Raw genomic sequence first — 24,951 nt, forward strand, 5'->3', positions numbered from 1 at the left:
CACGACCGCGCCAAGGAACTCACGCATGGTCCGCTGGAACAGTTCCGCCTCTTCGACCTGTGGTGAGTGCCCGGACTTCTCGAAGACGACCAGCTTCGCGTTCGGCAGGAGCGAGGCGATGGTCTCCGACGACGAAACCGGGGTGATCCAGTCCGCGCGGCCCACCGTGACCAAGGCCGGGCAGGTGACGGCAGGCAGGTCCGGCTTGATGTCGTAGGCCGGTGCGTTGTGCTGGAAGCACCAGTTGTGCGCCTCATGCCGGTAGATCCCGGCCTCGACCCTCGCGGCGGCCACGACCGGGTTGTAGTCGAAGTCGTACAACGGGATCAGCTCGGCCCAGCAGGCCTGGAGATCGGCGTCGTCGCGGATGTTGCCGCTCCAGTAACGGTCGAAGTTCTCCCAGTTCACCTCGACGCGGGTCTGGTTGCGCGCGTTCTCCCGCGCGACGGCCAGGTTGCGGCGATCCGGCGAGGTGTCGCGCAGGATCATCGCGCGCACCCGGCCGGGATAGGCGATGGCGTACTCCATCGCGATGAACCCGCCGTAGGACCCGCCCGCGACGACGATCTGCTCGGCTCCGGTCCACTCGCGCAATCCCTCGACGTCCGCGGCCCACTGCGCGTGCGAGTAGGGCGGCACGCCTTCGCTCAGGCCGCACCCGCGCGCGTCGAACACCACCACACGAAACTCGTCGGCGAGCGGGCCGAAGGTGGCCTTCGGCTCGGCCAGCGACCCGATGCCACCACCGCCGTGGTGCGCGATCAGCACGGGCGCGCCCGGCGGTCCGAGCACTTCGACGTTGAGGCGGACGCCGTTGATTTCCACGAACATCTGCACTCCTACAGGTGGTTGCCGGGGTCCCAGCTGGACACGATCTGGTCGAGCACGTCGAGCGGGACCGCACCGTTCCCGAGCAGGACGCCGTGAAAGGCACGGATGTCGAACCGCGAGCCGAGCCGCGATTCCGTGGCGGCCCGCAGGCGCCGGATCTCGAGGCGGCCGATCATGTACGCCAGCGCCTGTCCCGGCCACGCGATGTAGCGATCCACCTCGTTGCGGATGTTGGCGGCCGTGCTCGCGGTGTTGTCGATCATGAACTGCGCCGCCCGCTGCCGGGACCAGCCCCGCTCGTGCATACCGGTGTCGACCACCAGCCGGCAGGCCCGCAGCGCGTCGAACGAGAGCATGCCCAGGCGTGCGAGATCCGATGTGTACAGACCCATCTCGTCGGCCAATCGCTCGCTATAGAGGCCCCACCCCTCGACGTACGCGCATACTTCGGCATCCAGGAAACGCCGGTACTCGGGCAGACCGGTCAACCGCTGCGCGGACGCGATCTGCAGGTGATGGCCCGGCGTGCTCTCGTGAAAGGCCAGCGCCTCGTACTCGTAGGCGAATCGCTCCTCCGGATCGGTGGTGAGCACGCAATGCGCCCCGGGCCGGGATCCGTCGGCGGCCGGTGGCCGGTAATGCGCGAGCGCGGCGTTGCCGGCCTCGATCGGGTTGATCTCCTCGATGACGCAGTCCGCGATGTCGTAGGCGGGAAACCACTCGTCACGGACTTCTTCCGCGCGGCGCAGCGCCTCGGTGACAGTGGCGACGATCTCGCCACTGTCCCGGAATCTCAGCGACCGGTCCTGCCGCAACCGGGCCACGATCTCGCCGAGGTCGGTCGTGCCGAATACCCGGCCACCGAGTTCGGCCCATTCCGGCCGCAGTTCCGCGAGACAGTCCAGCCCTATCCGGTGGATTTCCTCCGGCGTGAGATCGGTGGTGGTGTGCCGCCGGACCGCGGCGCGATAGCCTTCCTCGCCGCCGGGCACGAACCCGACGCCGACCTGGTCATCGGGACGCGCCACCGGCAGCAGTTCGTCCCCGAGACCGATGAGCAGGCGCCGTAGCGCGGGACGGACGGACTCCACGACGATTTCCGCCGCGCGGGCCTTGCTTCGGGCCGCGTCCACGTCGGCGGGAAGCCGCGGGCTCAGGAGCGCGTCCTCGGTGAGGCTCGCCGAAAGATGACCGGTGAGCTGATTGATGGCCTGCCCGACACTGGCCCGGGTCGGTATCCGGCCGTCCCGCGCGGCCTCCCGGTAGCGATCGAGAACCGCGTCGACGTACGCGGGCAGGCCGCTCAGCCGCCGCAGATACTCCTCGACGTCTCCGGCATCGCGCAAGGGTGCGGCCGGGACCGCCATGAACATCATTCCCTGCGGCGAGCCGTAGCCATCCGCAGACGCGCCCGTTTCCCAGAGCCCATGCTCGAGATCCGAGCGCTCGGCGCGAACGAAGCGTTCGAGCACCGCGTGGTTGATCCGATCGGCCGGGTTCAGCCCCTCGGGCTCGATGCGCCGCAACCGCCGTTCGAGGTCGGCGAGCGTCGCCGAGTGCGCGCCGGAACCGGCCCGGCTGGGGTCGGGCACAAGACCGTCGAAACCGGGAACACCCAGCATTGTGGCGTTGAACGGGTCGGCCGCGTGCTTCGCCTGGAAGTACTCCGCGCTGAGCCGGGCGAGTTCCTCGCTGGGCGCGGTCATGCCCAGATCTCGGCAAGAGCACACTGGATGTTGCCGCCCAGCACGGCAGCGATTTCCTTGTCGGAAAAGCCTTTCCGCACCAGCCAGTCACAGATGTTGCCGAAGTTCTCGGTCGGGTTCTCCAGCCCGTCCACGTACGCCACCTTCTCGTGGGACGGCCCACCGCCCGGCCGCTTGAGCAGATGCCCGAAGACGGTGTGCAGGCCGACATGGTCGCCGTAGAGGGTGTCCGGGCCGAACGCGACGTGCTCGATGCCGACCAGGTCCACGCAGTATCGGAAATGGTCCATCACGGAGAGGATGTCGTGTCGTGGGTGATCATGCGACAACGTCGTGTGCGGCGCGGCGGACATCCCGATCACGCCCCCGGTTTCCGCCACGGCCCGCAGCACGTCGTCCGGCTTCATCCGTGGCGTGTCCCATACCGCGCGAGCTCCGGCGTGCGTCATGAACACCGGACGTTCACTGGCGGCGCAGGCGTCCAGCCCGGTCCGGTCCGAGGAATGCGAGATATCGATGGCCAGCCCCAATTTGTTCATCCGGGTCACGGCTCGGCGCCCGAAGTCGGTCAGGCCGCCGTCAGTCGTCTCGTTCAGACCGCTGCCCAGCGCGTTCGAGTCGGAATAGGCGATCCCGATCTGGCGCAGCCCGAGTCCATAAAGGACGTCGAGCCGGTCGATCTCGTTCTCGATTGGGGTCGACGCCTCCAGCCCGAACAGCAGTCCGACCTTGCCGGACCGGTGCGCGTGGTCGATGTCGGCCAGCGTCCTGATGACGATGACGTCGTCCTGGTGCGCGATGTCCGCCTGCCGCATGCCCAGATCCGTGATGATGTCCAGCCAGCGCCATGGCGCATTGCCGGTCACGCACGCGGTCCCGTCCATCATGTTGTCGAACACCACGGTCATCCCCGAGGCCATCAGCCCGGCGAACGCCGTGTGCTGGCGTCCCGTGCGGTTGTATTCCGGGGTGTGCCGCATATCGCTGGGGAAGCGGACCGGATGATCGTGCAGGCTGATCACGATGTTGTCGCGCAACAACCGGGCGGCGCGTGCTGCCTCGTCTTCGGTCAGCTCGCCGGAATACGGGGGAACCCGCCCGAACTCCGGGGCCAAGTCGAAAACGGGCAGGTCGGCACTCGGCGTGAGATAACCGTAGGACTGGTACTCGCTCATCGGCCCAACCGGTGCGGGCCGTCGGCGAGCAGGCGCCACAGTTGTTCCCAGGCCCGCATTCCCTCCCGCAGCCGGGAGATCCGCATGAACTCGTTGGGAGCGTGCAGGTTCTCGTCGGCGGTGGAGAAGGAGAAGAAGAGCGTCTTCGCCCCCAGCACCTCCTCGAACAACGCCGTCGCGGGCAGCGTCCCGGCGATGACCGCGAGCAGGACGTCCTGCTCCGGGTACACCTCCTCCAGAGCCGCGGTCGCCGCCCGGATCGCCGGGTGGTCGGCGGGAATCGTGTACGCCGGAACCGCACCCTCGTCCGGGTCGACGGCGATCCGGACGCCGGTGAGTTTCTGTGCGAGCACGTGGTCGGTGATCGCCTGCAGCACGCGTTCCGGGCGCTGCCCCGGAACCAGCCGGCAGGACACGTGCCCGGTCGCGACATGCGGGATGACGGTGTACTTGCCGCCGGCCGTGATCCCGTTGATCTCCAGCGTCGGCCGCTCCCACAGCCGCTCCAACGTGCTGTAGCCGGCTTCGCCGAAAACCTGGTCCAGACCGAGGCCTGCCCGGTAGGTGTCTTCGTCGAAGGGCACGGCCGCGATTTCGGACCTGCGCTCGGCGCTCAGGACCGGAATGCCGTCGTAGAAACCGTCGGCCGCCACCCGGCCGTCGACCGAATGCAGCGAGGCCAGTATCTCGCTCAATGCGTGGACGGGATTGGCCACCGTTCCACCGAACCGTCCGGAATGCAGGTCGCCATTCGCGCCGGTGACCTCGATATTCATCGTCAGCAGGCCCTTGGACGCGATCGACAGGGACGGCTCGGTCGGTCGCCACATCGCGCCGTCGGCGGAGATCACCAGGTCGGCAGCGAGCTCCTCGGCGTGCTCGCGCAGGTATTCCGGTAGGTGCGGGCTGCCGATCTCCTCCTCACCCTCGAAAAGGAACTTGATATTCAACGGCAGCGCGCCCTCCTGCTCGAGGAAGGCCTGAGCAACCTTGAGCACGATGAACACCGGGCCCTTGTCATCGCTGACACCCCGGCCACGGATCACGTCCCCGTCGACGGTGAGCTCGAACGGCGGGGTCCGCCACTCGGAGAGGTCACCGGTCGGCTGCACGTCGTAGTGTCCGTAGACCAGGATCGTCGGCGCTCCGGGGGCCTGCAGCCAGTCGGCCCGGACCACGGGATGACCGGTCGTCGCCACGACTCGGCCGGCGGCGAACGACAACTGCGCCGAAAGCCATCCGGCGGCGGCCAGCATGGTTTCCGCGGTCGCGTCCCGGCTGACGCTCGGGACCGCGACATAGCCGGCGAGCTCTTCGAGGTACTCGGCATCGGTCGCATCAAAAGAGAGCATGTCCACCATCAATCGAAATAGTCTGGCCGGAGATCCAGGATGAGGCCTCCGAGACGAAGAACCGGACGCCGTGGGCGATGTCCTCCGGTGCGCCGAGCCGGCGTACCGCGATGCGTTCCAAGAGTGCGGCCTGACCCTCCTCGCCGTAGCTGTCCCACTGATCGATCGTCGTGGGATTGGACAGCACAAAACCGGGCGCGATGCAGTTGACCGTGATGCCGAAGCGGCCGAGTTCGTGCGCCATCTGGCGGGTGAAGCCGATCTGCCCGGCTTTCGCGCTCGCGTAGGCCTGGATTCCGGTCAGGCTGACGCTGCGGCCCGCGCCGGAGGCGATGTTGACGATGCGGCCCCAGCCCCGTTTCTTCATTCCCGGTGCGACCGCCCTGGTGCAGAGGAAGGTACTGGTGAGATTCGCCGCGACCACGGCCGACCACTGCTCGTCGGTGATCTCGTCGATCGGGTGATGCGTCTGGCCGACGACCCCGCCCGCATTGTTGACAAGGATGTCGACCTCGCCGATCCCGGCGAAGAAATCCGCTACCGCGGCGGAATCGGTGACGTCCACAGTGTCCTTGTCGATCCCGCGCACCTCCAGCCCGTCCGCCTCGAGGGCAGCCGCGATGGCCGCTCCGATCCCTTGTGCCGTCCCGGTCACGACGGCCAGCCTGTCCGCGCTCACGATTGCCGCCATCCCTTCTCCAGCAGTTCGCGGACCTCGGCCACGCCCGCGTCCCACACGACCTGCATGTCCTCGTCACTGCGCTGGTAAGCCCCGCCGAGGCTGCCGTCGGGCGCTAGTTCCTTCATCTCCTGTGGAGTCAGCGTGTTCATCAGCGCCCGGGGCAGCACCGGCGCGCTGCCAGCGGGAATGTCGGCTCCGGCGACCCTGGTCCACGGGAAGTTCTCCAGCCACGAACCGTGGTATTGGTCTTCATCGAACCGGCTGGCGGCCGCGGCGGTCCGCGGCGCGTTGTACCAGCTGTGGAACAGGACCTGCACCTGCTCGTCGCGTGGCTGACAGATCCACTCCCGGATGAAGCCGGTCACCGGCGCGTTGCCGCCGTGGCCGTTGACCACCGTGATACGCCGGAAACCCTGTCCTGCCAAGCAGTCCAGCAGGTCCCGCAGCACTTCGAGATAGGTGGTCATCCGCAGGCTCATGCTGCCCGGGTACTGAGTGAAGTAGGGAGCCATCCCGAAGGGCAGGACCGGTAGCACCGGGATTCCCAGCGGCTCGGCCGCCTCTGCCGACACCCGCTCGGCCAGCAGCGCGTCCGTACCCAGCGAGAGATATCCGTGCTGTTCGGTAGAACCCACCGGAAGCACGACCCGATCGTCGTGTTCGAGGTAGGAGGCGATGGTCATCCAATTGCTGTCGAAAACCCGCATCGATCCTCACATCCCTGTTGTTGTGCAGCAGCGTTTGGCGCTGAATGCGCGATTTATCTCGCTCGGCGACCTGTAGCCTGTCCGCCATGCCGCCACGTCGACGAGCCCGGACCACCGTCTCGCCCACGCCCCTGGGCAGCCTGTCCTCGCCGCTGGGCAGCCTGATGGACGTCGCGCCGGAGCAGTCCCCGGCCGTGCCACTGGACGATGTGGACCGTCAGATCCTCGTTTTGGTCAGCCAGGATTCCCGGCGCTCCCAGCGGGCGCTGGCCCGCGAGCTCGGCATGTCCGCCCCGGCGGTCGGGGACCGTATCGCGCGGCTCGAGCGCCTCGGCGTCATCCGAGGCTATGGCGTGCGCGTGGACTGGAGTGCGGTGGGCTATCCGATGACGGTGTATCTGACGATCACCGCCGCGCAGGGCTACCAGCAGGCGACCATCGTCGAGCAGATCGAGGGCGTTCCCGAGCTGGAGGCCTTGGACGTCGTCACCGGCGCGATCGACATGCTCGCGCGGCTCCGGGTCCGCGACCACGCCCATCTGCGGCAGTTGCTCAGGCAGATCTGGGAGATCGAAGGCGTGCAGCGCACCGAGACCTTGCTGAGCCTGGTCGGGCTCGAGCCGAAGAACGTGGTGGCCGAGTTGCTGTCGAAACCGGTCTGAGTGGGTCATGGCGAGACCGCCATGAACGGCCGGGCCGCGGTGATGGCTGCCACCCGGGTCATCTCGTTGCCGACGATCATCAGCCCTTCATCGACTCCCATGCCCGGCTTGGCCAGGATCTGGCCTGCCGCGCATGCCATCGCGAGATGCGCGGTGACCTGGGCCGACCGTTCGGTTTCGTTGCATGTCCCGCCGCAGTAGGCGAAGAGTCCCCGGTCGCGAACGAGCAGCAGCGCCTCGGCGGTGTTGGTGATCCCGCCGAGGTCGGGGGTCTTGACGTGGATCACGTCGGCGGCGTCGTGGTCGACGAACAGTTCGATGTCTTCGAGCGTGTTGCACCACTCGTCGACGGCGATCTTCACCGGTGAGCCGAGCTGTTTCAGCGCGGTACGGAGCCGGACGTAGGTGGCCACCTGGGCGTCCCGGCTACCGGCGTCGATCGGATGCTCGATGACCAGCTCGTGCGGCGCCGCGATCTCCGCGAGGCGGGCGAGATAGGCGGCCACCGCATCCACATCACCGTCGAAGATCTGTCCGATGGTGCCGTAGGTATCGAAGTACAACCGTGGCACGTACGCGCTGTCGGTCCTGAGCTCGGCGATCCGGCCGACCAGCCAGCATACGTAGTCCTCGAACAGCTCGCCCTGCCGGCCCACCAGGGGACCGACTTGGTTGATCAGGCCGTGCGGCAGCGCGTCCACCCGCTTGAGAATCATCTTGTCCACGCCGGTGTACCGGTCTTCGCCGCATTGGGCGAATATCGGTACCGGCCGGAGGTCGGCCCCGGTCGCGTACTCGTCCCGGACGACCTCGGCCATGGTCAGCCGCTGGCTCTTGGCGACCGCGTCGAGCACGGCTTGCGTTACGCCGTAACGGATCGCGCTGTGCAGCGGGTGGTCGTCCACGCGGTCGGCGAGGTCACGGAACGAGGTGAGCTCGGCGCCGACCAGCAGCGGCGTGAGGTGATCCCCGATGTCCCGGCGGGCCGACTCGGCGCTGAACACCGGATCCCGGCCACCGGCGCCGCTGTACTGCACCGCGGCGCAGTCGCCGTGTGCGACCGAACCGTCGTCGAGCAGCAGCAACACCGACAGCGCCTCACCGGCCTGCCGGATCGCGGCGAAGCCGGGGGTGAGGGGAGTGCCGTCGTAGCCGAACCCGTCGTGCGCGGCCCCGGCCCTGATAGCAGCTTGATCATCGGCGAAGAACCCGGTGCGGACCGGCTCGGTGAGCACCTCGACGATCTTCATTCGACGAGCCCGCGACACAGCAGCACGGCGGTGACGAACGTCTGGTAGATCCACAGTGGATCGTCGCCGATGATGCTCGCCGACAGGTCACCGGTGCGCTTCACGCCGGCAATGCGACTGGCCAGCTCGCAGTAGTCGCTGGTGCGGAAAAAGATTTCCAGCGTGGCGGGCAGGCTGATGTCCACCTGCTTCGCGTCCGCGAGCTCTGCCAACGCGGATTGCGCCCGCTCGCGGATCAGGTCCTTTGCCACGTCCGGATGCAGCGCTTCCGCGGAGAACCGGGTGATGGACCGTTTGACCACCGCGGTCTTGATCCCCGGGCAGAACCGCTCGGTCTCCTCCGCCGTCGTGGTGTCGCCGGTGACGAGCACGATCGGCACCTGGTAGGCGCTGGCCACCAGCGAGTTGATGCCCGCCTCGCCCGCGACGGCGTCGTTGATGCGGACCTCCGCGAACGCCGCCGGAAAGTAAGTGTGCGACAGGACTGAACCCTTGCTGCCCATCGAACCGTGATAGGACACCAGGAAGATCGCGTCGAAACTCGCGTCGAGACCTTGCATCATGTACATCGGCTTGTACCGGCCGGACAAGTAGCTCGCACGTCCGGCGAGGGCGTCCGGCTTCAGGTTGGCCATCTTGGAGTGCGCGTCGTTGACCAGGAATTCGGTGGCGCCCGCGGCCATCGCGCCCTCGATGGCCGCGTTGATCTCCCCGGTCAGCAGGCCGGTGTAATACGGGTACTGGGATCCGCCGACGCGGCATTGGTCCCAGTCCACGACTCCCGCCGTACCCTCCATGTCCGAAGAGATGAAGATCTTCACAGCACACTCCTTGGATGGAATTCGGGTTCCGTCGAGGTTTTCGACATGACCACGTAAACCGAACCGGACTGTCCCGCCGCGGCGCCGTGGCGCCCGTCCGGGGTGAGCGCGAGGCAGCGCAATTCCGCCCGGAATTCGTCGGGCAGGGTCGCCGCGTCGGCGAGCATTGCCAGGCACGCTTCGGCAGGCTCCAGCCCACGCGCGAGATCGGCGACGATGGCGCGGGCGCCGACCGCGCGCATGCTCAACTCGCCGCGACCGGTACAGGCCGCGCCTCCGTGGCGCATATCGGCGTAGTTTCCCGTGCCGGGCAACGCGGAATCGCCAACCCGCCCGGGGTATTTCCAGGGATAGCCGCTGGTGGACACACCCACGACCAGCTCGCCCGAGGAGTCCAGCGCCAGAATGTTGATGGTGCCCCAAGGTCCGTCGTGCGGGGCGAAGTGGTTGACCAGTTCCAGCGCGGTCTCGCGGTAATGCGCGTCGCCCTTCTGTGCGGCGGTCCGTTCGCCTTCGACGGATTCGACCGACGGTGCCAGCGCCGAATGGAACAGCTTCTTCGCCTCGTCGGTCAGCAGTTCCGCGCGCTCGAAACCGTGCTCTTCGGCGAATAGTTCGGCTCCGGCGCCGACGAGCAGGCTGTGCTGCGGCAGTCGCTCCAGCACCGCGCGTGCGATCGAGATCGGGTTGGGAAAGCCCTTTACCGCACCGACCGCACCGAAGGCCCTGGTCGAACCGATCATCAGGGACGCGTCCAGTTCCACCACGCCCTGGGCGTTCGGCAGGCCGCCGGTCCCGACGTAGTGATCGTCCACATTGTCCTCGCACCGGCGGAGCCCGGCTTCGACCGCGTCGAGCGCGGAACCGCCGCTGGCAAGGATCTCCATAGCGGCGGGCAGCCCGGCTTCGCTGCGCTCACTGCCGATCACGATCGGGCCGCTCATGCGATCACCCCGGTGTCGCGGGCCGGCACATGGACGCAGGCGGCCGACCGGCCGGGGTCACGTGGATCGTGGAGCAACTCCGGTTCGGCCGCGCACTCGGCCACCACGGACGGGCAGCGGTCGAGGTAACGGCAGGGGCTGGTGCCGGCGGCTGCCGCGGACATCGTGACCTCTTCTCTACTACCGCTCTCCGCGACCGCAGGGCCGCTGTCGGTCCCGGCCGGCTCATCGGTGGTGACGAGGCGGGGGACCGAGCCGATGAGCAATCTGGTGTATGGGTGAACGGGATCGTCGAACAGGGTGTCGGTGTCCCCGGTCTCGACGATGCGACCGCGGTACATCACCGCGGTCCGGTCGCTGATCTGCCGGACGACAGCCATGTTGTGCGACACGAAGATGACCGACAGGTCCAGTGTTTCCTTCAGGTCAGTGAGGAGGTTGATGATGTTGGCCTGCACGGAAACGTCGAGTGCGGACACCAGTTCGTCGGCGATCAGCACCTTGGGCTCGAGCGCCAAGGCGCGTGCGATGCCCACGCGTTGCCGCTGGCCGCCGGAGAACTGCCGTGGCCGCTGCCCCAGTGCTCGCTCGGGCAGCCCGACCAGCCGCATCAGTTCGCGGCAGCGCCCGGCGACCTCGTCGCGCGGGACCAGCTTGTGGAACCGAAGGAGTTCCGACAGCGTCTGCCCGACCGTCATTCGCGGGTTCAGGGAACTGTAGGGGTCTTGGAACACCATTTGCAGGGCGCGCTGCTGGGCCCTGGTCCGGCGAGCAGGCAGCTCCGCGCCCTCGTACCGGATCACACCCGCCGTCAGCGGGTGGAGACCCACCAGGGATCGTGCCAAGGTGGACTTCCCGCAGCCGGACTCGCCCACCAGTCCGAGTGTTTCTCCTTTGTGCAGAACCAAGTCCACCCCGTCGACGGCACGGTTCGCCGCGGGTTTCCTGCCGAAGAGCCGGTCGGTGACCGAGACCGGCGAAGTGAAATGCCGGGCCAGGTCTTCGACCGAAAGAATCTCGTTTCCCGCCATTACCGCTGACCTGCCCCTTCCGCTGTGATCATCACGGGCCAGCTCTCCGCGGTGTCGACCCGCTGGCACGCGCTCAGGCCGCTCGCGGTCGCCACGGGCACCGGCTCCTCCTGGCGGCAACCGTCCAGCACGAACGGGCACCGGGGCGCGAACGAGCATCCGGTGACGTCTTCGGTGAGGTCCGGTGGCTGCCCGGAGATGGTGAGCAGCCGGGTGACCCGGCGGTCCGGGTCGGGCACCGATCGCAGCAGGGAGAACGTGTACGGGTGCCTAGGGGCGGTGACAAGGTCCAGCAGTGCGCCGGATTCCACGATCTTGCCCGCGTACATGACGTAGAGCCGCAAGCAGATTTGGCTCACCACCGCGAGATCGTGGCTGACCAGCAGGAGCCCGACATGCTCTTCGCGCTGGAGTTGCCGCAGCAGACCGAGGACCTGTGCCTGGATCGTCACGTCGAGCGCGGTGGTCGGCTCGTCGGCGAGGATCAGCCGTGGCTTGGTCGACAGCGCGATCCCGATACAGATCCGCTGCCGCATTCCGCCGGACAGCTCGTGCGGGTACAGCTCATAGCGACGCTCCGGCTCGGCTATGCCGACCTCGGCCATCAGGTCGACGGCGATCGCCTTGGCCTCGCTCCGCGATTTGCCGAGCTTGCGCCGGGGAGCCTCGGCGATCTGGTCGCCCACCCGCAGCACAGGATTCAGTGCGGTCAGCGAATCCTGGAAGACCATGCTCATGGCGTCGGTCAATCGGCGGCGCAACCGTTTCGCCGGGAGCCCGGTGACGTCTTCGCCGTCGATCAGCACGGTTCCCGAAGTGATCCTCGCCGGCTGCGGCAGCAGACCCAGCAGAGCGCGCAGCGTAAGGCTCTTGCCGGAGCCGGATTCGCCGACCAGGCCGACCGACTCGCCGCCGCCGACCGACAACGACACCCCGCGGACGGCGTGCAACCGCCCGTGTGGCACCGGGATCTCCACGTTCAGGTCGCGGACCTCGAGCAACGGGGCGGTCATCGGTTCGCCTTGTCTACGATGCCGTCCGCGATCAGCGCCAGCGCCAGACCGGTGAGCACTACCGCCAGGCCCGGAATCGTGGACATATACCACTTGGTCAAGATGAACTGCTGCCCTTCCTGGATCATCGTTCCCCAGTCCGGGGTCGGCGGGGGCACGCCGAGGCCGAGGAAACCGAGTGTCACGATCGCCAGCAGGGTGAGCACGATGTCGCTCATCGAGAAGAGGAACGCCTGCAGGATCACGTTCGGGAGCAGATGCCGGAGAAGGATGCGCCAGGTCGGCAGGCCGCTGGCTCTGGCCGCCATGGCGTATTCCTGTTCCTTGGCGATCAGCACCTGGCCGCGCACGATGCGGCAGTAGGCCACCCAGCCGACGAGGGTGATCGCGGTGTAGATGCTCGACGTCCCCGGCCCCATCGCGAAGACGAGCGCGATGACCAGTACCAGGAACGGAAACGCGATAACGATGTCGACGACGCGCCCGATGATCGCGTCGGGCCAGCCGCCGAACCAGCCCGCGATCAGCCCGATCAGGCTGCCGAGGACGAACGGCGAGACGACAGCAAGCACCCCGACCTGCAGGTCCACGCGGGCCCCGTAAAGTAAGCGGGACAACACATCGCGGCCGAGCGAGTCCGTGCCGAAGAGATGCCCCGGTGACCCGGGCGCGAGAAACGCGGCGTTGAGATTCTGCTGGATCGGGTCGTAGCTGGTCAGCAACGGAGCGCAGACCGCACACAGCACGATGAGGGCGAACAGGATCAAGCCCGACACCAGTGGCGCGTTCCACCGGCCCCGGCTACGGCGCCAGGGAGCGGCCGCGGGCAGGGCGGGTTCGAGGATCGTCGCGGTGCTCATGCCAGCTTCACCCGGGGATCGAGCACAGCATGCGTCACGTCGGTGAGCAGATTCACCACGACGACCATGATCGCGAAGACCAAAGTGATTCCCTGCACGGTGGGGAAGTCCCTTCCGAGGATGGAGTTGATCATCTGCTGTCCGATACCTGGCAACGAAAAGACCCGCTCGATGACCAGCGTGGAGCCGGTGAGATAGGCGATGTTCACGCCAAGGACGGTGACGGAGGAAACGGACGCGTTGCGCAACGCGTGGCCGAACACCACTCGTGCCGTGCTGATGCCCTTGGCCCGCGCGGTCACGATGTAGTCACTGCCGAGCACGTCGATCATGCTGGCTCGCAGGCTCCGGATCAGGATCGGGGAGAGCGTCAGCGCGATGGTGATGCCGGGAAGCACGATACTTCGCAGATGGCCGGCCAGGTCGTTGCCGAACCCGCCGACCGGGAACCAGCCCAGTTTCAGGCCGAACACCAGGATCAGCATGATGCCGAGCCAGAACGACGGCAGGCCCAGCCCGACGACCGGGACGGCCCGGATGATGTTGTCGGCCGTCCCGCCCCGCCGTGCCGCCGCCAGCACGGCCAGCGGCACGGCGATCACCAGGGTGAAGACGGTTCCCGACACCAGGAGCCAGATCGTCACCGGGAGGCTGGTGGAGATCAGACTGCTGACCGAACCGTCGTACACAAAGGAATAACCGAGGTTGCCCTGCAGCAGGTGCCCCATGAAGGTTAGGTACTGGCTCCACAATGGCTGGTCCAGCCCGAGTTGGGCGCGCAGGGCCGCGACGGCCTGGGGCGTGGCGTGGGAGCCGAGCAGCGTCGCGGCGGGATCGCCGGGGATCAGGCGGATCAGGAAGAACACGACGAGGCTGATCCCCAGTAGCACTGGGATCAGCGACACCAGCCGCCGGAGAATGTAGCTCAGGTACTTCATCGGCTCGGTAGCTCCGCGGATTCCGGTCCTCGCGTCAGAGCGTGACCTCTTCGAGGTGGTAGTAGCCGGTGGGCAACACTTTGAAGCCCCCCAAGCTGCTGCTCTGTGAGTACGGGAAGGGCGAGTAGAACAAGAACCCGAGGACGGCGGCGTCGGCGGCCCGCTGCTGAATCTGGTTGTACAGCATCTGGCGCTTGGTCTTGTCGAACTCCCGCTGCGCCTGGTGGACCAGGTCGATCAGCGCAGGGTCGTTGTAGCCGCTGTCGAACGAGTGCCCGCCCGAATTCGGATCGAGCGCGAACTGCACCAGCTCGTCGGGGTCGGCCAGGTCCATGGTCCAGTACGAGTGCGCTATCTCGTAGTCCATTTTGGTCGTCATGTCGTGCTGGGCGCTCGAATCGACGTTCTGGATGTTCATCGTTATCCCGAGCTCCTTCAGTGAAGCTTGCAGGATCTGTGCGATCGCGGAGTCGACCGAGTCACCCGACATCGCGAGGTAGGTCGTGGTGAAGCCGTTGGGAACACTGGACATCGCCAGCTCCCGACGAGCTTTGTCCATGTCGAAGGTGATCCCCTGGCAGTTTTTGTCGTAGTAGGGCGCCGCGGGCATCATGAACGAGTTCGCGGGCTGCCCGTTGCCGAACAAGATGTTCTTGACCATCGCTTCGCGGTCCAGCGCGAACGAGATCGCGCGCCGGACATGGACGTCCCCGTACGGGCCCCGCGTCTGGTTCATCAGGATGTAGTCGGTCCGGGTCGACGGGAACAAATCGACCTTCATGTTGGGCGTCGCCTTGAGCTGGGCGAGGCTGGAGAACGGCGGTGCCTCGTTGATATGAGCTTGCCCGCCCTGCAGCTGGATCGCCCTGGCGTTGTCGTCCGGTACGACCTTCCAGGTGACCGTGTCGACCGCGGGCTTACCGGGCTGCCAGTAGGCCGGATTCTTCTTCAGCCTGATGAAGTTCCCCTTCTGCCAGGTGTCCCACATGAACGGTCCGGTCGCGATGGGCGCGGCGTAGAAGTCGGCCTTGCTCTTACCGCCGTAGTCCTTGGGGATGACACTGTTGTTGGGACAGCTCAGATCGGCCAGCAGCGGGGCCCAAGGGTACTTAGTGGTCACCACGACGGTGAGGTCGTCGGGAGTGGTGACCTCCTTGATTGCGGAGTTGATGAACTCCCAGCCACCACTGGTCTTGCTCGACTCGTCGATCGAGAACTTCACGTCGGCGGAGGTCAGCGGCGCTCCATTGTGGAACTTCAAGCCAGGCCGGAGTTTCAGCGTGCAGGAGAGGTTGTCCGGCGACATTTGATAGTTCTCGGCCAGCCACGGTTTGACGCCCTGGCCGTCATCGGTCATTGTCACCAAGCACTCGTACATCTGCTGGTAGACCCACAGCGAGGCGTTGCTGAACACGATCGTTTTGTCCATGTCGACCGAATCCTGGGCACGGACGATCACCAGGTCGCCGCCCTTTCCGCCCGAACCGGCCGGCGAGGACGAACCACAGGCGGCCAGCAGCGGCCCGGCCGCGAACGCGCCGACACCCAGAGCACTCAGTTGAAGAAGCCGGCGTCGGCTGATCGCCGGAACTCGGAGCCCGGCGGGAATCGGCGAGGCCGATTGGTTCGGCACAGCGGCATTCTGGTCGGACATGCCAGCTCCTTAACGGGTTTGCGGTTCCGTGGATGTGCTGCCGGGACTCGGCGCAAATCACTGTCCGGTACTCAAGCAGCAGCACGTTTCAGGGAGATTACGCACCAGTTACCTGTCATACGTAAAGTTGAGTGGGAGACTTAGGTCTCGTCCGCAATGAGATCGAAGGCTAGATCACTCCACTCGGTTTGGGTAGTGTCTGTCGCCACCACGCCCTCGGGGCGACCGAGGAATCACCAGAGGCGGCCCATTCATGCGATTGACGATCATCGGCGCCGGCGCGATCGGCGGCACCATCGGCGCTCACCTGGTCCGGGCCGGACACGATGTGCTGTTCTGCGATGCGGATCCGGCACACGTCGAGGCGATCAACTCCGACGGTTTGTCCATCGAAGGCCCGGTTGAGAACTTCACCGTCGCAGCTCGCGCGGTCACACCGGAAAACCTGCCCGATCGCCTCGATCACGTCGCCGTCGCGGTGAAGAGCCACCACACGGGACACGCCGCGGACCTGGTACGTGACCGGTTGGCTCCGGATGGCTATTTGGTCAGTTTTCAGAACGGTTTGACGGCGAAGACGCTTTCCGACGCGGTGGGCACCGAACGACTCATGGTGGGGTTCGTCAACTTCGGCGCGGATGTGCTTGGGCCGGGCCGGATCCTGCAGGGCAACATCGGCACCTTCCGGGTCGGCGAGCTGACCGGCGAGATCAGCCCGCGCCTGCGCGAACTCGCCGATGCGCTGCCCTACGCCGAGGTCACGGCCAACATTGTGGGATTCCTGTGGGGCAAGGAAGCCTATGGCGCGATGCTCTACGCCGGCGCGGTCTCCGGTCTGTCCATTGCGGACAGTCTGGAGGCGCCACGGTGGCGGCCACTCATGCTCGCCGTCGCCGAGGAGGTCCTCGCGCAGGCGCCGGTGAAACCCGAGGGCTTCGATGGTTTCGACCCACAGGACCTGGAAGGTTCGCTCGACCGTCTGGTCGCGTTCAACCGGGCCAGCGCCAAGTCGCACAGCGGCATCTACCGGGACCTGATGGTCCGCCGTCGGAAGACAGAGGTCGACGACCTGCTCCGCGATCTCGCCGGCCCGTTGACGACCTGCACCGGCGAGCTCGTCAAGGCGATCGAGCGGGGGGAGCGCACCTGCGAGGTCGCGAACCTGGAGCTGCTCGCCGCCTATGAACGGGCCGAACGGCTCGGCCGTCCACTGAACGCCGTGGTCAAGTTGTTCCACGCACCCCCGCGGGCGGCGGAGGGACCGCTGCACGGCCTGCAGATCGCCGTCAAGGACATGATCGACGTAGCCGGGCACCCGCGCGGCAACGGCAATCCCGGCTCGATGAGCACCGAACCCGCCGTCGCTGATGCCGAGATCATCTCCAAGCTGCGCGCGGCCGGCGCGGATGTCTTCGCGGCCACGTCCTTGCTCGAGTACGCTGCCGGTGCAGTCCACCCCGACGTGCCCGAAGCGATGAATCCCTTCAACCGCAGGCGAACCGCGGGCGGATCGAGCGGAGGCTCGGCCGCTCTGGTCGGTGCCGGCGCCTGCGCGGTGGCGTTGGGCACGGATACCGGCGGCTCGATCCGGCTCCCCGCCCACTACTGCGGCGCTGTCGGGTTCAAGCCGAGCTATGGCGCGTTGCCGCTCGACGGAATCGAGGCGCTCGCACCGACCCTTGATCATGTCGGCCTGCTCGCGCGCGACGTCACGACGACGATCCAGGTGTTCTCCGCGTTGACCGGCCAGGAGCCGGCACCTTCGCTCGGCGCACTCAGGATCGGTGTTCTTCCCTGGCAACTCGAACACGCCGAGGTCGAACCGGATGTGGCCACGGCGGTCCGCGCGGCGATCGGCCGCCTCCGGGAGGCCGGCTGCGCCGTCGTCGACGTGGATGGATCCGCCTTCGCCGAGCTGGAGGAGACCTTCTCGGACATTCTGCTGTTCGAGGCGTGGCAGGTGCATGATGCGCGGGTCAGCGGCGATCCCGGCCACTACGGACCGGAAACCCTGCGACTATTGCGTTCCGCTGCTGCGGTGAGCAGGGACGACTACGAGACCGCCCTCGCTGGAAGGGCACGGCTGCTGCCCGCCGTGGCCGAGGTCTATGCGGGAATCGACGTGCTGCTGACACCGGCCGCGCCGTTCGTCGCGCCGGTCACCACACCGCCGGTCGACACCCCGCAGGGCGCTGCGGAAGGCCTGTTCACCGGGATCTACAACCTCACCGGCGCGCCGGCACTGGTCCTGCCGTGTGGCTGGAGCGGCGACGGTCTTCCGATCGGGCTCCAGTTGTCGTCCCCGGCCGGCACCGACATGGCTCTGCTCGCCGCCGCCCTTGCGGTGGAATCGATGCTGGGCACCAAAATTCGGCTTTCTGCCGTCAGCTGACCGTGACCTGGCTTCGTGTACTGATTGGACAGGCCGGCGCCGCCGCCGATGATCATGGCTTGCCCGGGTGTGTACAGGCACCATCGTGATGTGCCACACCCGATGCACCGGCCCACCCGCAGGGGACAGGGTGATGCCGGTCCGGATGCCCCAAGGCGCGGGGCAGTGGGCGCACCTGTCCCATTTTCTGGCCAAGCCTGCGGTGTGGCACAAGATCGACCTGGTGCGCGTTCGGGACCGCAAAGCACCCGGCGGCTGGCGGTACTACGCCCATCTGCTGACCCACCAGGGCGGCTACCAATCGGCGGTCATCCGGGCTCGGCGCGCCGCGATCCCGGCTGGCCGGCTCGCCGGCGTCGATGCCAACGTATCCAACCTGGCGGTCGCCTCATTCCCCGATGAGCATCCCGAACAACTGCTCGTTGACCAGATCACCTGCACCGCCGAGCAGCAGAAGGCAGCCACGCGCGCGGCGCGGCGCAGCCGTGCGCGGCAGAAAGCCCTGGATCGGTCGCGGCGCAACACCAACCCCGAGCAGTACCGAACCTCAGCGCGACAACAGAAACGGGCACAGCGCCGCGCCACCAAAGGGTTAGCGGTCAAACAGGTCATCAATCCGGGCGGTGTCCGGGCGGCCCGCGCTGATGGGGTGCCGCTGCGCGGCTACCGCCACGACACACTCTCGGGCGTCGAGCAGGCCCAGCTTCGACATCCGGATGATGACCACCGTCACGTGCGGATGCTCAGCATCCGTGATGGCATTCGAGATGCGTTCTGCCACACCGGAACATCGCACCGTCGAGTCGCAACAGCGCGGTCTGGTCATCGCCGGGCCGGTGCGGGCCTGGCAACTCCTCGCGGGTCACACTGCTGCGGCGGGCGACGCTGCGCAGCGCGAAGAAGGCGCCGCCGAGCACACCGATCTCGACGGCATCGATCAGATCGAAGCAGATCGTCACGCCTGCGGTCAGGACGAAGATCATCGCGTCGGATCTGCTGGGCCAGATAGACCACGCGGAGCAAGAGGATCGAATGCACGATGGCCGACAGCCGCGTCCGGGCGCCGGATCGCACGTTGACCGCGGTACGGGCGATCGCCCCGGTGGCGGGCATGCCGCCGAACATCCCCGAGGCACCGACGCCAGACCCAGACCCACGAGCTCTCGGTCGGGATCGTACGGACCCGTCGGCACCATCGTCGCGACCCGCGCCGACAACAGTGACTCGATCGCAGCCAGCACGGCGATCGCGAGCGCCGCCCCTAGCAGAGGGCGGGCCGCGTCCAGATCTGCGTGCGGAAGCAAGGGCAGGCGGCAAGCAGGGTCCGCTCACCCACCGGAGCCGACCCGCCAAACGCAGAGGGAACCTGTTGCAAGAAGATGATGGCGGCGATACCGAGCGTGTAGCCCTCGATGACCGGCCACCACCGCGGTCACCAGACCTGCGGCGGCGCCGGCGCCGGCGCTGACGCCGAACGCCAGGGCAAGCGGAAGGGCGACCACACCGACCGTCAGACCCGCCAGCACGTCAGGGCGCCAGGAATAGGGCACCTCCGCGTAGTCGGAGCGGCCCGGTAGCAGACGTGCGACACGCCGCGCAATCGTCACGCGTCGCGGTGGAACAGCGGCGGCAGCGAGGCCAGCGCGTCGAACTGATCACGTTGAGCGCCAAGGGTATCGGCCAGGAAGGCGCGTGCAATCACCAGCAACTCCGAGATCTTCGGGTGAGCGAGTTCGTAGCGCACGCCGTTACCGATCCGCTCTCCGGTGATGACGTGATGCCGCCTCAGTACGGCGAGATGCTGGGAAAGCAGCGTCGCCTCGATGTCGGTAGCGGACAAGATCTCGCTGACCAACGTCGGCCGGCCGTTCGCGCTGAGGATCTCCAGAACGCGGATGCGCGCCGGATGTGCCAGTGCCTTGAAGAGATTGGCCTTGATCTCGTACAGCGGCTGTTCCTGCGTGGTGGGGAAACGAGCGGGCACGGGCGCCTCTGAAAAAGATTACGGATTGATGGATTGAGCAATCGCTCAATCGAAGAATAGCAGGGTGCCGAAGATCACCGGACCGTCGACCCGCCGTTACTTGTCGCGCGTGTCGATGACGCGTTGCGCGACGTCGATGAGTTTGGTGTTGCCGTCCTGCGACAGCTGACGAAGCATCGCGAACGCGCGGACGTCGTCGATCTTGAACCGTTCCATGATGATGCCCTTGGCCTGGCCGATGCGGTCACGCGTGGACAGCGCCGATTGCAACTGCTCGCCTTCGCGGCTGGCCAGGATCCCCGCCGCGGCGTGGGCGGCGAGAACCATACCGATGGTCTCCGCCTCGCTGTCCCACCGCTTGGGCTCGTAGCCGAAGAGGTTGAGCGCCCCCGCGGTGCGGTCGGCGGTGTACAGCTTGAACGACAACGCGCTGAGCAGGCCCAGTTCGACGACCCTCGGCGCGTAGTTCGGAAACCGCGGCTCGTCGCGGAAGTCGTCGGTGCGTATCACGATCTCGTCCAGTGCGGCCTGCAGGCAGGGCCCCTCGCCGGTGGTCATCTGCAGATCGTCGAGCGTGAACATCAGTTCGGAGGTCGGCGCGAGGGTTTGGTGGGTTCCGCCCTTGCCGATCAGCAGCACACCGGCGACGTCGACGCCGGGAATCAGTTCCTTCGCGGCGGCGGTGACGTCGACGAGTACGTCGTCGACGTTCCGCAGCGCGATGACCCGCGCCAGCTCCGCCATCCGGACGGCTAGCCCGTGGTTCTGCGCCTTCATCACCTCAATCTTGCCTCGCATCCCCGGTTGGCACGAACGTTTGTGGCCCCCGCCTTCGGGGAAATGCTCGCACACAGGGACGCGCGGTGGTCGACAACCGCACGCACCCAGGTTCCGCCGGTTCAGACTAGAGCCGGTGGGACCGCCTCGTTGCGGGTGACGAATCCTCTCGAGTCACTCTGTTAGTTGTAGTACCGTGCGGTCATGGCTGGTTCGAACGTGTGGATTCTCGGCGGCTACCAGAGCGACTTCTCGCGCAACCTGAGCCGTGAGGGCCTGGACTTCGCGGACCTGACCGCAGAAGTCGTGAACTCGACGCTGCAGGCCGCCAGGATCGATGCGGCCGACGTCGGCGTGGTCCACGTCGGCAACGCGTTCGGGGAGATGTTCGCCGCACAGGGCCACCTCGGCGCGATGCCCGCGAGCGTGGTCGACGGTCTCTGGGATACGCCGTCCTCGCGCCACGAAGCGGCCTGCGCGTCCGGCAGCATCGCCGTTCTCGCCGCCATCGCCGACCTGCGGTCCGGCGCCTACGAGACCGCCCTCGTCGTCGGCGTCGAACTGGAGAAGACGGTGCCCGGCGACACCGCAGCCCGACACCTGGGCGCTGCTGCCTGGACGGGGCACGAGGGCCAGGACGCGAAGTTCATGTGGCCGTTCGCCTTCAGCCAGGTCGCCGACGAGTACGACCGCCGATTCGGCATCGACGAAAGCCACCTGCGGGCCATCGCAACGGTGAACTTCGCCAATGCGCGCCGCAACCCGAACGCGCAGACCCGCGACTGGACGGTGCCGACACCGCTGACCGACGACGACGTGCAGAACCCGATCGTGGAGGGACGGATCCGCCGGTTCGACTGCAGCAAGATGACCGACGGCGGCTCCGGCGTCGTGCTCGTCACCGACGACTACCTGCGCGACCATCCCGACGCCAAGCCCATCGGCCGCATCGAGGGCTGGGGACACCGCACCGTCGGCCTCGGCCTGCGGCAGAAGCTGGATCGCTCGGCAGACGGTCCGTACGTCATGCCGCACGTGCGCGACGCCGTGCTCGACGCCTTCGACCGCGCCCATGTCACGCTCGAGGATCTCGACGGCATCGAGGTGCACGACTGTTTCACCCCCAGCGAGTACCTCGCCATCGACCACATCGGGCTGACCGGTCCCGGTGAATCGTGGAAGGCCATCGAGAACGGCGAAATCGAGATGGGCGGGCGGCTGCCGATCAACCCAAGCGGCGGCCTGATCGGCGGCGGCCATCCCGTCGGCGCCTCGGGGGTGCGCATGCTCTTCGACGCCGCCAAACAGGTCAGCGGCATTGCAGGCGACTATCAGGTCGACGGCGCAAGGACATTCGGGACGCTGAACTTCGGTGGCAGCACGGCCACCACCGTCAGCTTCATCGTCGGCTCAGCCAAGGAGTAAGCCATGCACGTAGACGTAGTCGGCAAGTATCTGTCCACGCTGCCCGAGGACGACGACCACCCGTACCGCACCGGGCCGTGGCGACCGCAGACCACCGAATGGGACGCCGACGACCTGACCGTCGTCGAAGGCCAGCTCCCGACCGACCTCGACGGCGTGTACCTGCGCAACACCGAGAACCCCCTGCATCCGGCGCTTAAGGCCTACCATCCCTTCGACGGCGACGGCATGGTGCACGTCGTCGGATTCCGTGATGGAAAGGCGTTCTACCGCAACAGGTTCGTCCGCACCGACGGTTTCGCCGAGGAAAACGACGCGGCCGGCCCGCTGTGGCCAGGCATCGCGGAGCCGGTCGAGCTGGCCCGCCGCGACTACGGCTGGGGCGCAAGGACGTTGATGAAGGACGCGTCGTCCACCGACGTCGTCGTGCACCGCGGTACCGCGCTCACCAGCCACTACCAGTGCGGCGACCTGTACCGAGTCGACCCGTGCTCCGGAGAGACGCTGGGCAAGGAGGATTGGCACGGCGCCTTCCCATTCGACTGGGGTGTGTCAGCGCACCCCAAGGTCGACGACAGGACCGGTGAGCTGTTGTTCTTCAACTATTCGAAGCAGGCGCCCTACATGCACTACGGCGTCGTCGACGACGCGGGTGCGCTGGTGCACTTCGTCGACGTGCCGCTGCCAGGGCCCCGCCTGCCACACGACATGGCGTTCACCGAGAACTATGTGATCCTCAACGACTTTCCGCTGTTCTGGGATCCGAGTCTGCTGGACCACAACGTGCACCTGCCGCGCTTTCACCGCGATGTGCCGACGCGCTTCGCCGTCATCCCGCGGCGCGGGGACACGTCGCAGATCAGGTGGTTCGAGGCCGACCCGACCTACGTGCTGCACTTCCCGAACGCCTACGAGGACGGTGACGAGATCGTGCTCGACGGGTTCTTCCAGGGCGATCCGGAACCCGCTGACGACGGGCTGGGCGGCAAGTGGCAACGCATCTTCCGGTTCCTCGCCATGGACAGGATGCAGACCCGCCTGCACCGCTGGCGGTTCAACCTCGTCACCGGCGCGGTGCGCGAGGAGCAATTGTCGGACAGCATCACCGAATTCGGCATGATCAACCCCGCGCACGCCGGCCTCGACTACCGCTACACCTACGCCGCCACGGGCAAGCCCGGTTGGTTCATGTTCGACGGCCTGGTCAAGCACGACCTGAAGACGGGCGCCGAGGATCGCTTCGCGTTCGACGGCGGGATCTTCGGGAGCGAGACGGCCATGGCTCCGCGCGTCGGCAGTACGGGCGAGGACGACGGCTACCTGGTCACCATCACCACCGACATGAATGCCGACGCGTCCTACTGCCTGGTGTTCGACGCAGCCAGGATGTCCGACGGACCCGTGTGCAAACTGGCTCTGCCCGAACGGGTCTCGAGCGGCACCCATTCGACGTGGGCGCCAGGATCGGAACTTCGCCGCTGGCAGGAGGCCGACACCGCCGCACGAGCGATCGGCCTGTAGTTGAACCAGCCAGGCGGGGTCAACGCCGTGGGGCGGATGCTCGGCGTGCTGGGTGACGAGTGGACGCTACTGATCGCACAGCAGGCGCTGCTCGGCGTGACCCGCTATGGAGACTTCACCGCACGTCTGCCGATCTCTCACGCGGTGCTGACCCGCCGGTTGGCCGCGATGACCGACGACGGGCTACTGACCCGCAGCATCTATTCGGACAGGCCGCCGAGGTACGAATACGTGCTGACACCGCAGGGTCGCTCGCTGTGGCCGGTGCTGACGTCGATCTGGGAGTGGGAACGCCGGTGGGTGCCCGACCACGCCGAGAGCCTGCCGACCATGCGCCATGTCGGCTGTGACGCGGAGTTCGCGCCGATGGTCACCTGCCGCGCGTGCGTTCAGGTCGTCACGGAGAAGGGCCTGACCGCGACGTGGGGACCGAGCGGGTCCTGGCCGCGTTCGATGCCGGTCCAGTCGACGCGGCGCCGGTCGGCGTCCGACGCGGCGTCGGGCCGGGCCGGCCTCTTCCCGGAGACCATGGGCATCCTCGGCAACCGGTGGGCGTTCGCCCTACTGGTCGCGGCCTTCGTCGGCACCTCCCGATTCAACGACTTCGCGGGGCAACTCGGTGCCCCGCCCGGCTCGCTGGCCGACCGGCTGCAGATCTTCACCGCGGGCGGCGTGCTGGAGTCCAGCGGCGGCCGCTACCTGCTCACCGAGAAGGGCCGCGCCGTCTTTCCCGTTCTGATCACCGCGCTGCAGTGGGCGCACCGCTGGTTCGCCGCGCCGGAGGGTCCGGCCGTGTTACTGCGGCACACCCTGTGCGGCAATGCCTTCGACGCCGTCCTCGCTTGCGATCAATGCGCGGGGCCGTTGCGTGGCGCCGAGGTGACTACCGTTTCAGGGCCGCGTCGAGACTACGGAATATGACGTAATTCGCGGCCGGATCTCGTCATATTCCGTAGTCTCGCGCCAGCCGGAACAGCAGGTTGTTGCGCACGGCTGGCCATTCGATGTCCAGGATCGAGTAGACGACGGTGTCGCGCCTCGATCCATCGGCCGACAACTGATGGCTCCTGAGCACCCCGTCGAGCTTGGCGCCCAACCGCTCGATCGCCGCCCGGCTGGTGGAGTTGAAGAAATGTGTGCGGAATTCGACTGCCACGCAATCTAACTCATCGAACGCGTGGCTCAGCATCAACAGCTTGCACTCGGTGTTCACACCGGTTCTGCGG

22 protein-coding genes and 1 pseudogene are annotated in these 24,951 nt (G+C 67.0%); 5 read left to right on the forward strand and 18 right to left on the reverse strand.

The window, feature by feature from the left end:
- From QOI01_RS30895 to QOI01_RS30920, 6 genes are all read right to left on the reverse strand, one after another.
- Positions 1–831: alpha/beta fold hydrolase (locus QOI01_RS30895; RefSeq protein ID WP_526387181.1), on the reverse strand; the 831-nt coding region annotated here is incomplete at its 3' end.
- Between the two features lie 8 nt (positions 832–839).
- Complete coding sequence (locus tag QOI01_RS30900) at positions 840–2,537, reverse strand: DUF885 domain-containing protein (protein WP_526387183.1); 1,698 nt, start codon at positions 2,535–2,537, stop codon at positions 840–842.
- The gene (locus tag QOI01_RS30905) at positions 2,534–3,712 is read right to left on the reverse strand and encodes a dipeptidase (protein ID WP_526387185.1); all 1,179 of its coding nucleotides are present in this window, start codon (positions 3,710–3,712) and stop codon (positions 2,534–2,536) included. The genes QOI01_RS30900 and QOI01_RS30905 overlap by 4 nt, the downstream gene beginning before the upstream one ends.
- Positions 3,709–5,064 (reverse strand): dipeptidase, encoded by a 1,356-nt coding sequence (locus QOI01_RS30910; RefSeq protein WP_526387187.1) that lies wholly within the window; start codon positions 5,062–5,064, stop codon positions 3,709–3,711. The genes QOI01_RS30905 and QOI01_RS30910 overlap by 4 nt, the downstream gene beginning before the upstream one ends.
- Entirely contained in the window at positions 5,051–5,743 is a 693-nt protein-coding gene (locus tag QOI01_RS30915) for an SDR family NAD(P)-dependent oxidoreductase (protein ID WP_526387188.1), read from the reverse strand. Before QOI01_RS30915 ends, QOI01_RS30910 begins: the two co-directional genes overlap by 14 nt.
- The gene (locus QOI01_RS30920) at positions 5,740–6,429 is read right to left on the reverse strand and encodes a creatininase family protein (RefSeq protein ID WP_526387190.1); all 690 of its coding nucleotides are present in this window, start codon (positions 6,427–6,429) and stop codon (positions 5,740–5,742) included. The genes QOI01_RS30915 and QOI01_RS30920 overlap by 4 nt, the downstream gene beginning before the upstream one ends.
- Before the next feature lie 110 nt (positions 6,430–6,539).
- Here QOI01_RS30920 and QOI01_RS30925 point away from each other — a divergent pair, with 110 nt between their 5' ends.
- Positions 6,540–7,115, forward strand: a complete 576-nt coding sequence (locus QOI01_RS30925; RefSeq protein WP_526387192.1) for an Lrp/AsnC family transcriptional regulator — start codon at positions 6,540–6,542, stop codon at positions 7,113–7,115.
- Positions 7,116–7,120: 5 nt separating this feature from the next.
- Here QOI01_RS30925 and QOI01_RS30930 read toward each other — a convergent pair whose 3' ends face one another.
- From QOI01_RS30930 to QOI01_RS30965, 8 genes are read right to left on the reverse strand one after another with little or no spacing between them, the layout of a single operon-like run.
- Positions 7,121–8,365, reverse strand: coding sequence for a methylaspartate ammonia-lyase (locus tag QOI01_RS30930; protein ID WP_526387194.1), 1,245 nt, complete (start codon positions 8,363–8,365; stop codon positions 7,121–7,123).
- Entirely contained in the window at positions 8,362–9,186 is an 825-nt protein-coding gene (locus tag QOI01_RS30935; RefSeq protein ID WP_526387196.1) for a M55 family metallopeptidase, read from the reverse strand. The genes QOI01_RS30930 and QOI01_RS30935 overlap by 4 nt, the downstream gene beginning before the upstream one ends.
- Positions 9,183–10,130: a glycosylasparaginase gene (locus QOI01_RS30940; RefSeq protein ID WP_526387198.1), complete on the reverse strand. Its 948-nt coding sequence runs from the start codon at positions 10,128–10,130 to the stop codon at positions 9,183–9,185. Before QOI01_RS30940 ends, QOI01_RS30935 begins: the two co-directional genes overlap by 4 nt.
- Positions 10,127–11,161: an oligopeptide/dipeptide ABC transporter ATP-binding protein gene (locus QOI01_RS30945; RefSeq protein WP_526387200.1), complete on the reverse strand. Its 1,035-nt coding sequence runs from the start codon at positions 11,159–11,161 to the stop codon at positions 10,127–10,129. The genes QOI01_RS30940 and QOI01_RS30945 overlap by 4 nt, the downstream gene beginning before the upstream one ends.
- Positions 11,161–12,174, reverse strand: a complete 1,014-nt coding sequence (locus QOI01_RS30950; RefSeq protein WP_526387202.1) for an ABC transporter ATP-binding protein — start codon at positions 12,172–12,174, stop codon at positions 11,161–11,163. The genes QOI01_RS30945 and QOI01_RS30950 overlap by 1 nt, the downstream gene beginning before the upstream one ends.
- Entirely contained in the window at positions 12,171–13,034 is an 864-nt protein-coding gene (locus tag QOI01_RS30955) for an ABC transporter permease (RefSeq protein ID WP_526387204.1), read from the reverse strand. Before QOI01_RS30955 ends, QOI01_RS30950 begins: the two co-directional genes overlap by 4 nt.
- Positions 13,031–13,972, reverse strand: coding sequence for an ABC transporter permease (locus QOI01_RS30960; RefSeq protein ID WP_526387206.1), 942 nt, complete (start codon positions 13,970–13,972; stop codon positions 13,031–13,033). The genes QOI01_RS30955 and QOI01_RS30960 overlap by 4 nt, the downstream gene beginning before the upstream one ends.
- A gap of 34 nt (positions 13,973–14,006) precedes the next feature.
- Positions 14,007–15,626, reverse strand: a complete 1,620-nt coding sequence (locus tag QOI01_RS30965) for an ABC transporter substrate-binding protein (RefSeq protein WP_526387208.1) — start codon at positions 15,624–15,626, stop codon at positions 14,007–14,009.
- 253 nt (positions 15,627–15,879) lie between these two features.
- Between QOI01_RS30965 and QOI01_RS30970 the strand changes: the two genes are divergently transcribed.
- Entirely contained in the window at positions 15,880–18,018 is a 2,139-nt protein-coding gene (locus tag QOI01_RS30970; RefSeq protein ID WP_526387210.1) for an amidase family protein, read from the forward strand.
- Between the two features lie 685 nt (positions 18,019–18,703).
- Here the strand turns inward: QOI01_RS30970 and QOI01_RS30975 are convergent.
- The 3 genes and pseudogenes from QOI01_RS30975 to QOI01_RS30985 all read right to left on the reverse strand — a co-directional run.
- Positions 18,704–19,619 (reverse strand): annotated as a pseudogene (locus tag QOI01_RS30975) (SulP family inorganic anion transporter); the annotation flags it as partial.
- A 2-nt stretch (positions 19,620–19,621) separates the two neighbouring features.
- Positions 19,622–20,002, reverse strand: a complete 381-nt coding sequence (locus tag QOI01_RS30980) for an ArsR/SmtB family transcription factor (RefSeq protein ID WP_526387212.1) — start codon at positions 20,000–20,002, stop codon at positions 19,622–19,624.
- A 96-nt stretch (positions 20,003–20,098) separates the two neighbouring features.
- Positions 20,099–20,800, reverse strand: a complete 702-nt coding sequence (locus QOI01_RS30985; RefSeq protein WP_526387214.1) for an ANTAR domain-containing protein — start codon at positions 20,798–20,800, stop codon at positions 20,099–20,101.
- A gap of 183 nt (positions 20,801–20,983) precedes the next feature.
- Here QOI01_RS30985 and QOI01_RS30990 point away from each other — a divergent pair, with 183 nt between their 5' ends.
- Genes QOI01_RS30990 through QOI01_RS31000 form a run of 3 tightly spaced genes read left to right on the forward strand, consistent with a single transcriptional unit; the run spans position 20,984 to position 24,646 of the window.
- A complete protein-coding gene (locus QOI01_RS30990) occupies positions 20,984–22,204 on the forward strand; it encodes an acetyl-CoA acetyltransferase (protein WP_526387216.1) in 1,221 nt (406 codons plus the stop codon).
- Between the two features lie 3 nt (positions 22,205–22,207).
- Positions 22,208–23,725, forward strand: a complete 1,518-nt coding sequence (locus QOI01_RS30995) for a carotenoid oxygenase family protein (protein WP_526387218.1) — start codon at positions 22,208–22,210, stop codon at positions 23,723–23,725.
- 36 nt (positions 23,726–23,761) lie between these two features.
- The gene (locus tag QOI01_RS31000; RefSeq protein ID WP_526387222.1) at positions 23,762–24,646 is read left to right on the forward strand and encodes a winged helix-turn-helix transcriptional regulator; all 885 of its coding nucleotides are present in this window, start codon (positions 23,762–23,764) and stop codon (positions 24,644–24,646) included.
- Between the two features lie 22 nt (positions 24,647–24,668).
- Here the strand turns inward: QOI01_RS31000 and QOI01_RS31005 are convergent.
- Positions 24,669–24,951, reverse strand: a 283-nt coding sequence (locus QOI01_RS31005; protein WP_526387220.1) for a GNAT family N-acetyltransferase, incomplete at its 5' end; no start/stop codon positions are given.

This window comes from Mycobacterium sp. (assembly GCF_032162605.1).
Lineage (GTDB): Bacteria > Actinomycetota > Actinomycetes > Mycobacteriales > Mycobacteriaceae > Mycobacterium.

Bases quoted from the DNA above. Each gene is read 5' to 3' on its own strand.
- QOI01_RS30945 (WP_526387200.1), bottom strand. From the start codon at position 11,161: ATGGCGGGAAACGAGATTCTTTCGGTCGAAGACCTGGCCCGGCATTTC.
- QOI01_RS30990 (WP_526387216.1), top strand. From the start codon at position 20,984: ATGGCTGGTTCGAACGTGTGGATTCTCGGCGGCTACCAGAGCGACTTC.
- QOI01_RS30950 (WP_526387202.1), bottom strand. From the start codon at position 12,174: ATGACCGCCCCGTTGCTCGAGGTCCGCGACCTGAACGTGGAGATCCCG.
- QOI01_RS30940 (WP_526387198.1), bottom strand. From the start codon at position 10,130: ATGAGCGGCCCGATCGTGATCGGCAGTGAGCGCAGCGAAGCCGGGCTG.
- QOI01_RS30920 (WP_526387190.1), bottom strand. From the start codon at position 6,429: ATGACCATCGCCTCCTACCTCGAACACGACGATCGGGTCGTGCTTCCG.
- QOI01_RS30985 (WP_526387214.1), bottom strand. From the start codon at position 20,800: ATGCGAGGCAAGATTGAGGTGATGAAGGCGCAGAACCACGGGCTAGCC.
- QOI01_RS30955 (WP_526387204.1), bottom strand. From the start codon at position 13,034: ATGAGCACCGCGACGATCCTCGAACCCGCCCTGCCCGCGGCCGCTCCC.
- QOI01_RS30965 (WP_526387208.1), bottom strand. From the start codon at position 15,626: ATGTCCGACCAGAATGCCGCTGTGCCGAACCAATCGGCCTCGCCGATT.
- QOI01_RS30970 (WP_526387210.1), top strand. From the start codon at position 15,880: ATGCGATTGACGATCATCGGCGCCGGCGCGATCGGCGGCACCATCGGC.
- QOI01_RS31000 (WP_526387222.1), top strand. From the start codon at position 23,762: ATGCTCGGCGTGCTGGGTGACGAGTGGACGCTACTGATCGCACAGCAG.
- QOI01_RS30995 (WP_526387218.1), top strand. From the start codon at position 22,208: ATGCACGTAGACGTAGTCGGCAAGTATCTGTCCACGCTGCCCGAGGAC.
- QOI01_RS30910 (WP_526387187.1), bottom strand. From the start codon at position 5,064: ATGCTCTCTTTTGATGCGACCGATGCCGAGTACCTCGAAGAGCTCGCC.
- QOI01_RS30925 (WP_526387192.1), top strand. From the start codon at position 6,540: ATGCCGCCACGTCGACGAGCCCGGACCACCGTCTCGCCCACGCCCCTG.
- QOI01_RS30930 (WP_526387194.1), bottom strand. From the start codon at position 8,365: ATGAAGATCGTCGAGGTGCTCACCGAGCCGGTCCGCACCGGGTTCTTC.
- QOI01_RS30960 (WP_526387206.1), bottom strand. From the start codon at position 13,972: ATGAAGTACCTGAGCTACATTCTCCGGCGGCTGGTGTCGCTGATCCCA.
- QOI01_RS30900 (WP_526387183.1), bottom strand. From the start codon at position 2,537: ATGACCGCGCCCAGCGAGGAACTCGCCCGGCTCAGCGCGGAGTACTTC.
- QOI01_RS30905 (WP_526387185.1), bottom strand. From the start codon at position 3,712: ATGAGCGAGTACCAGTCCTACGGTTATCTCACGCCGAGTGCCGACCTG.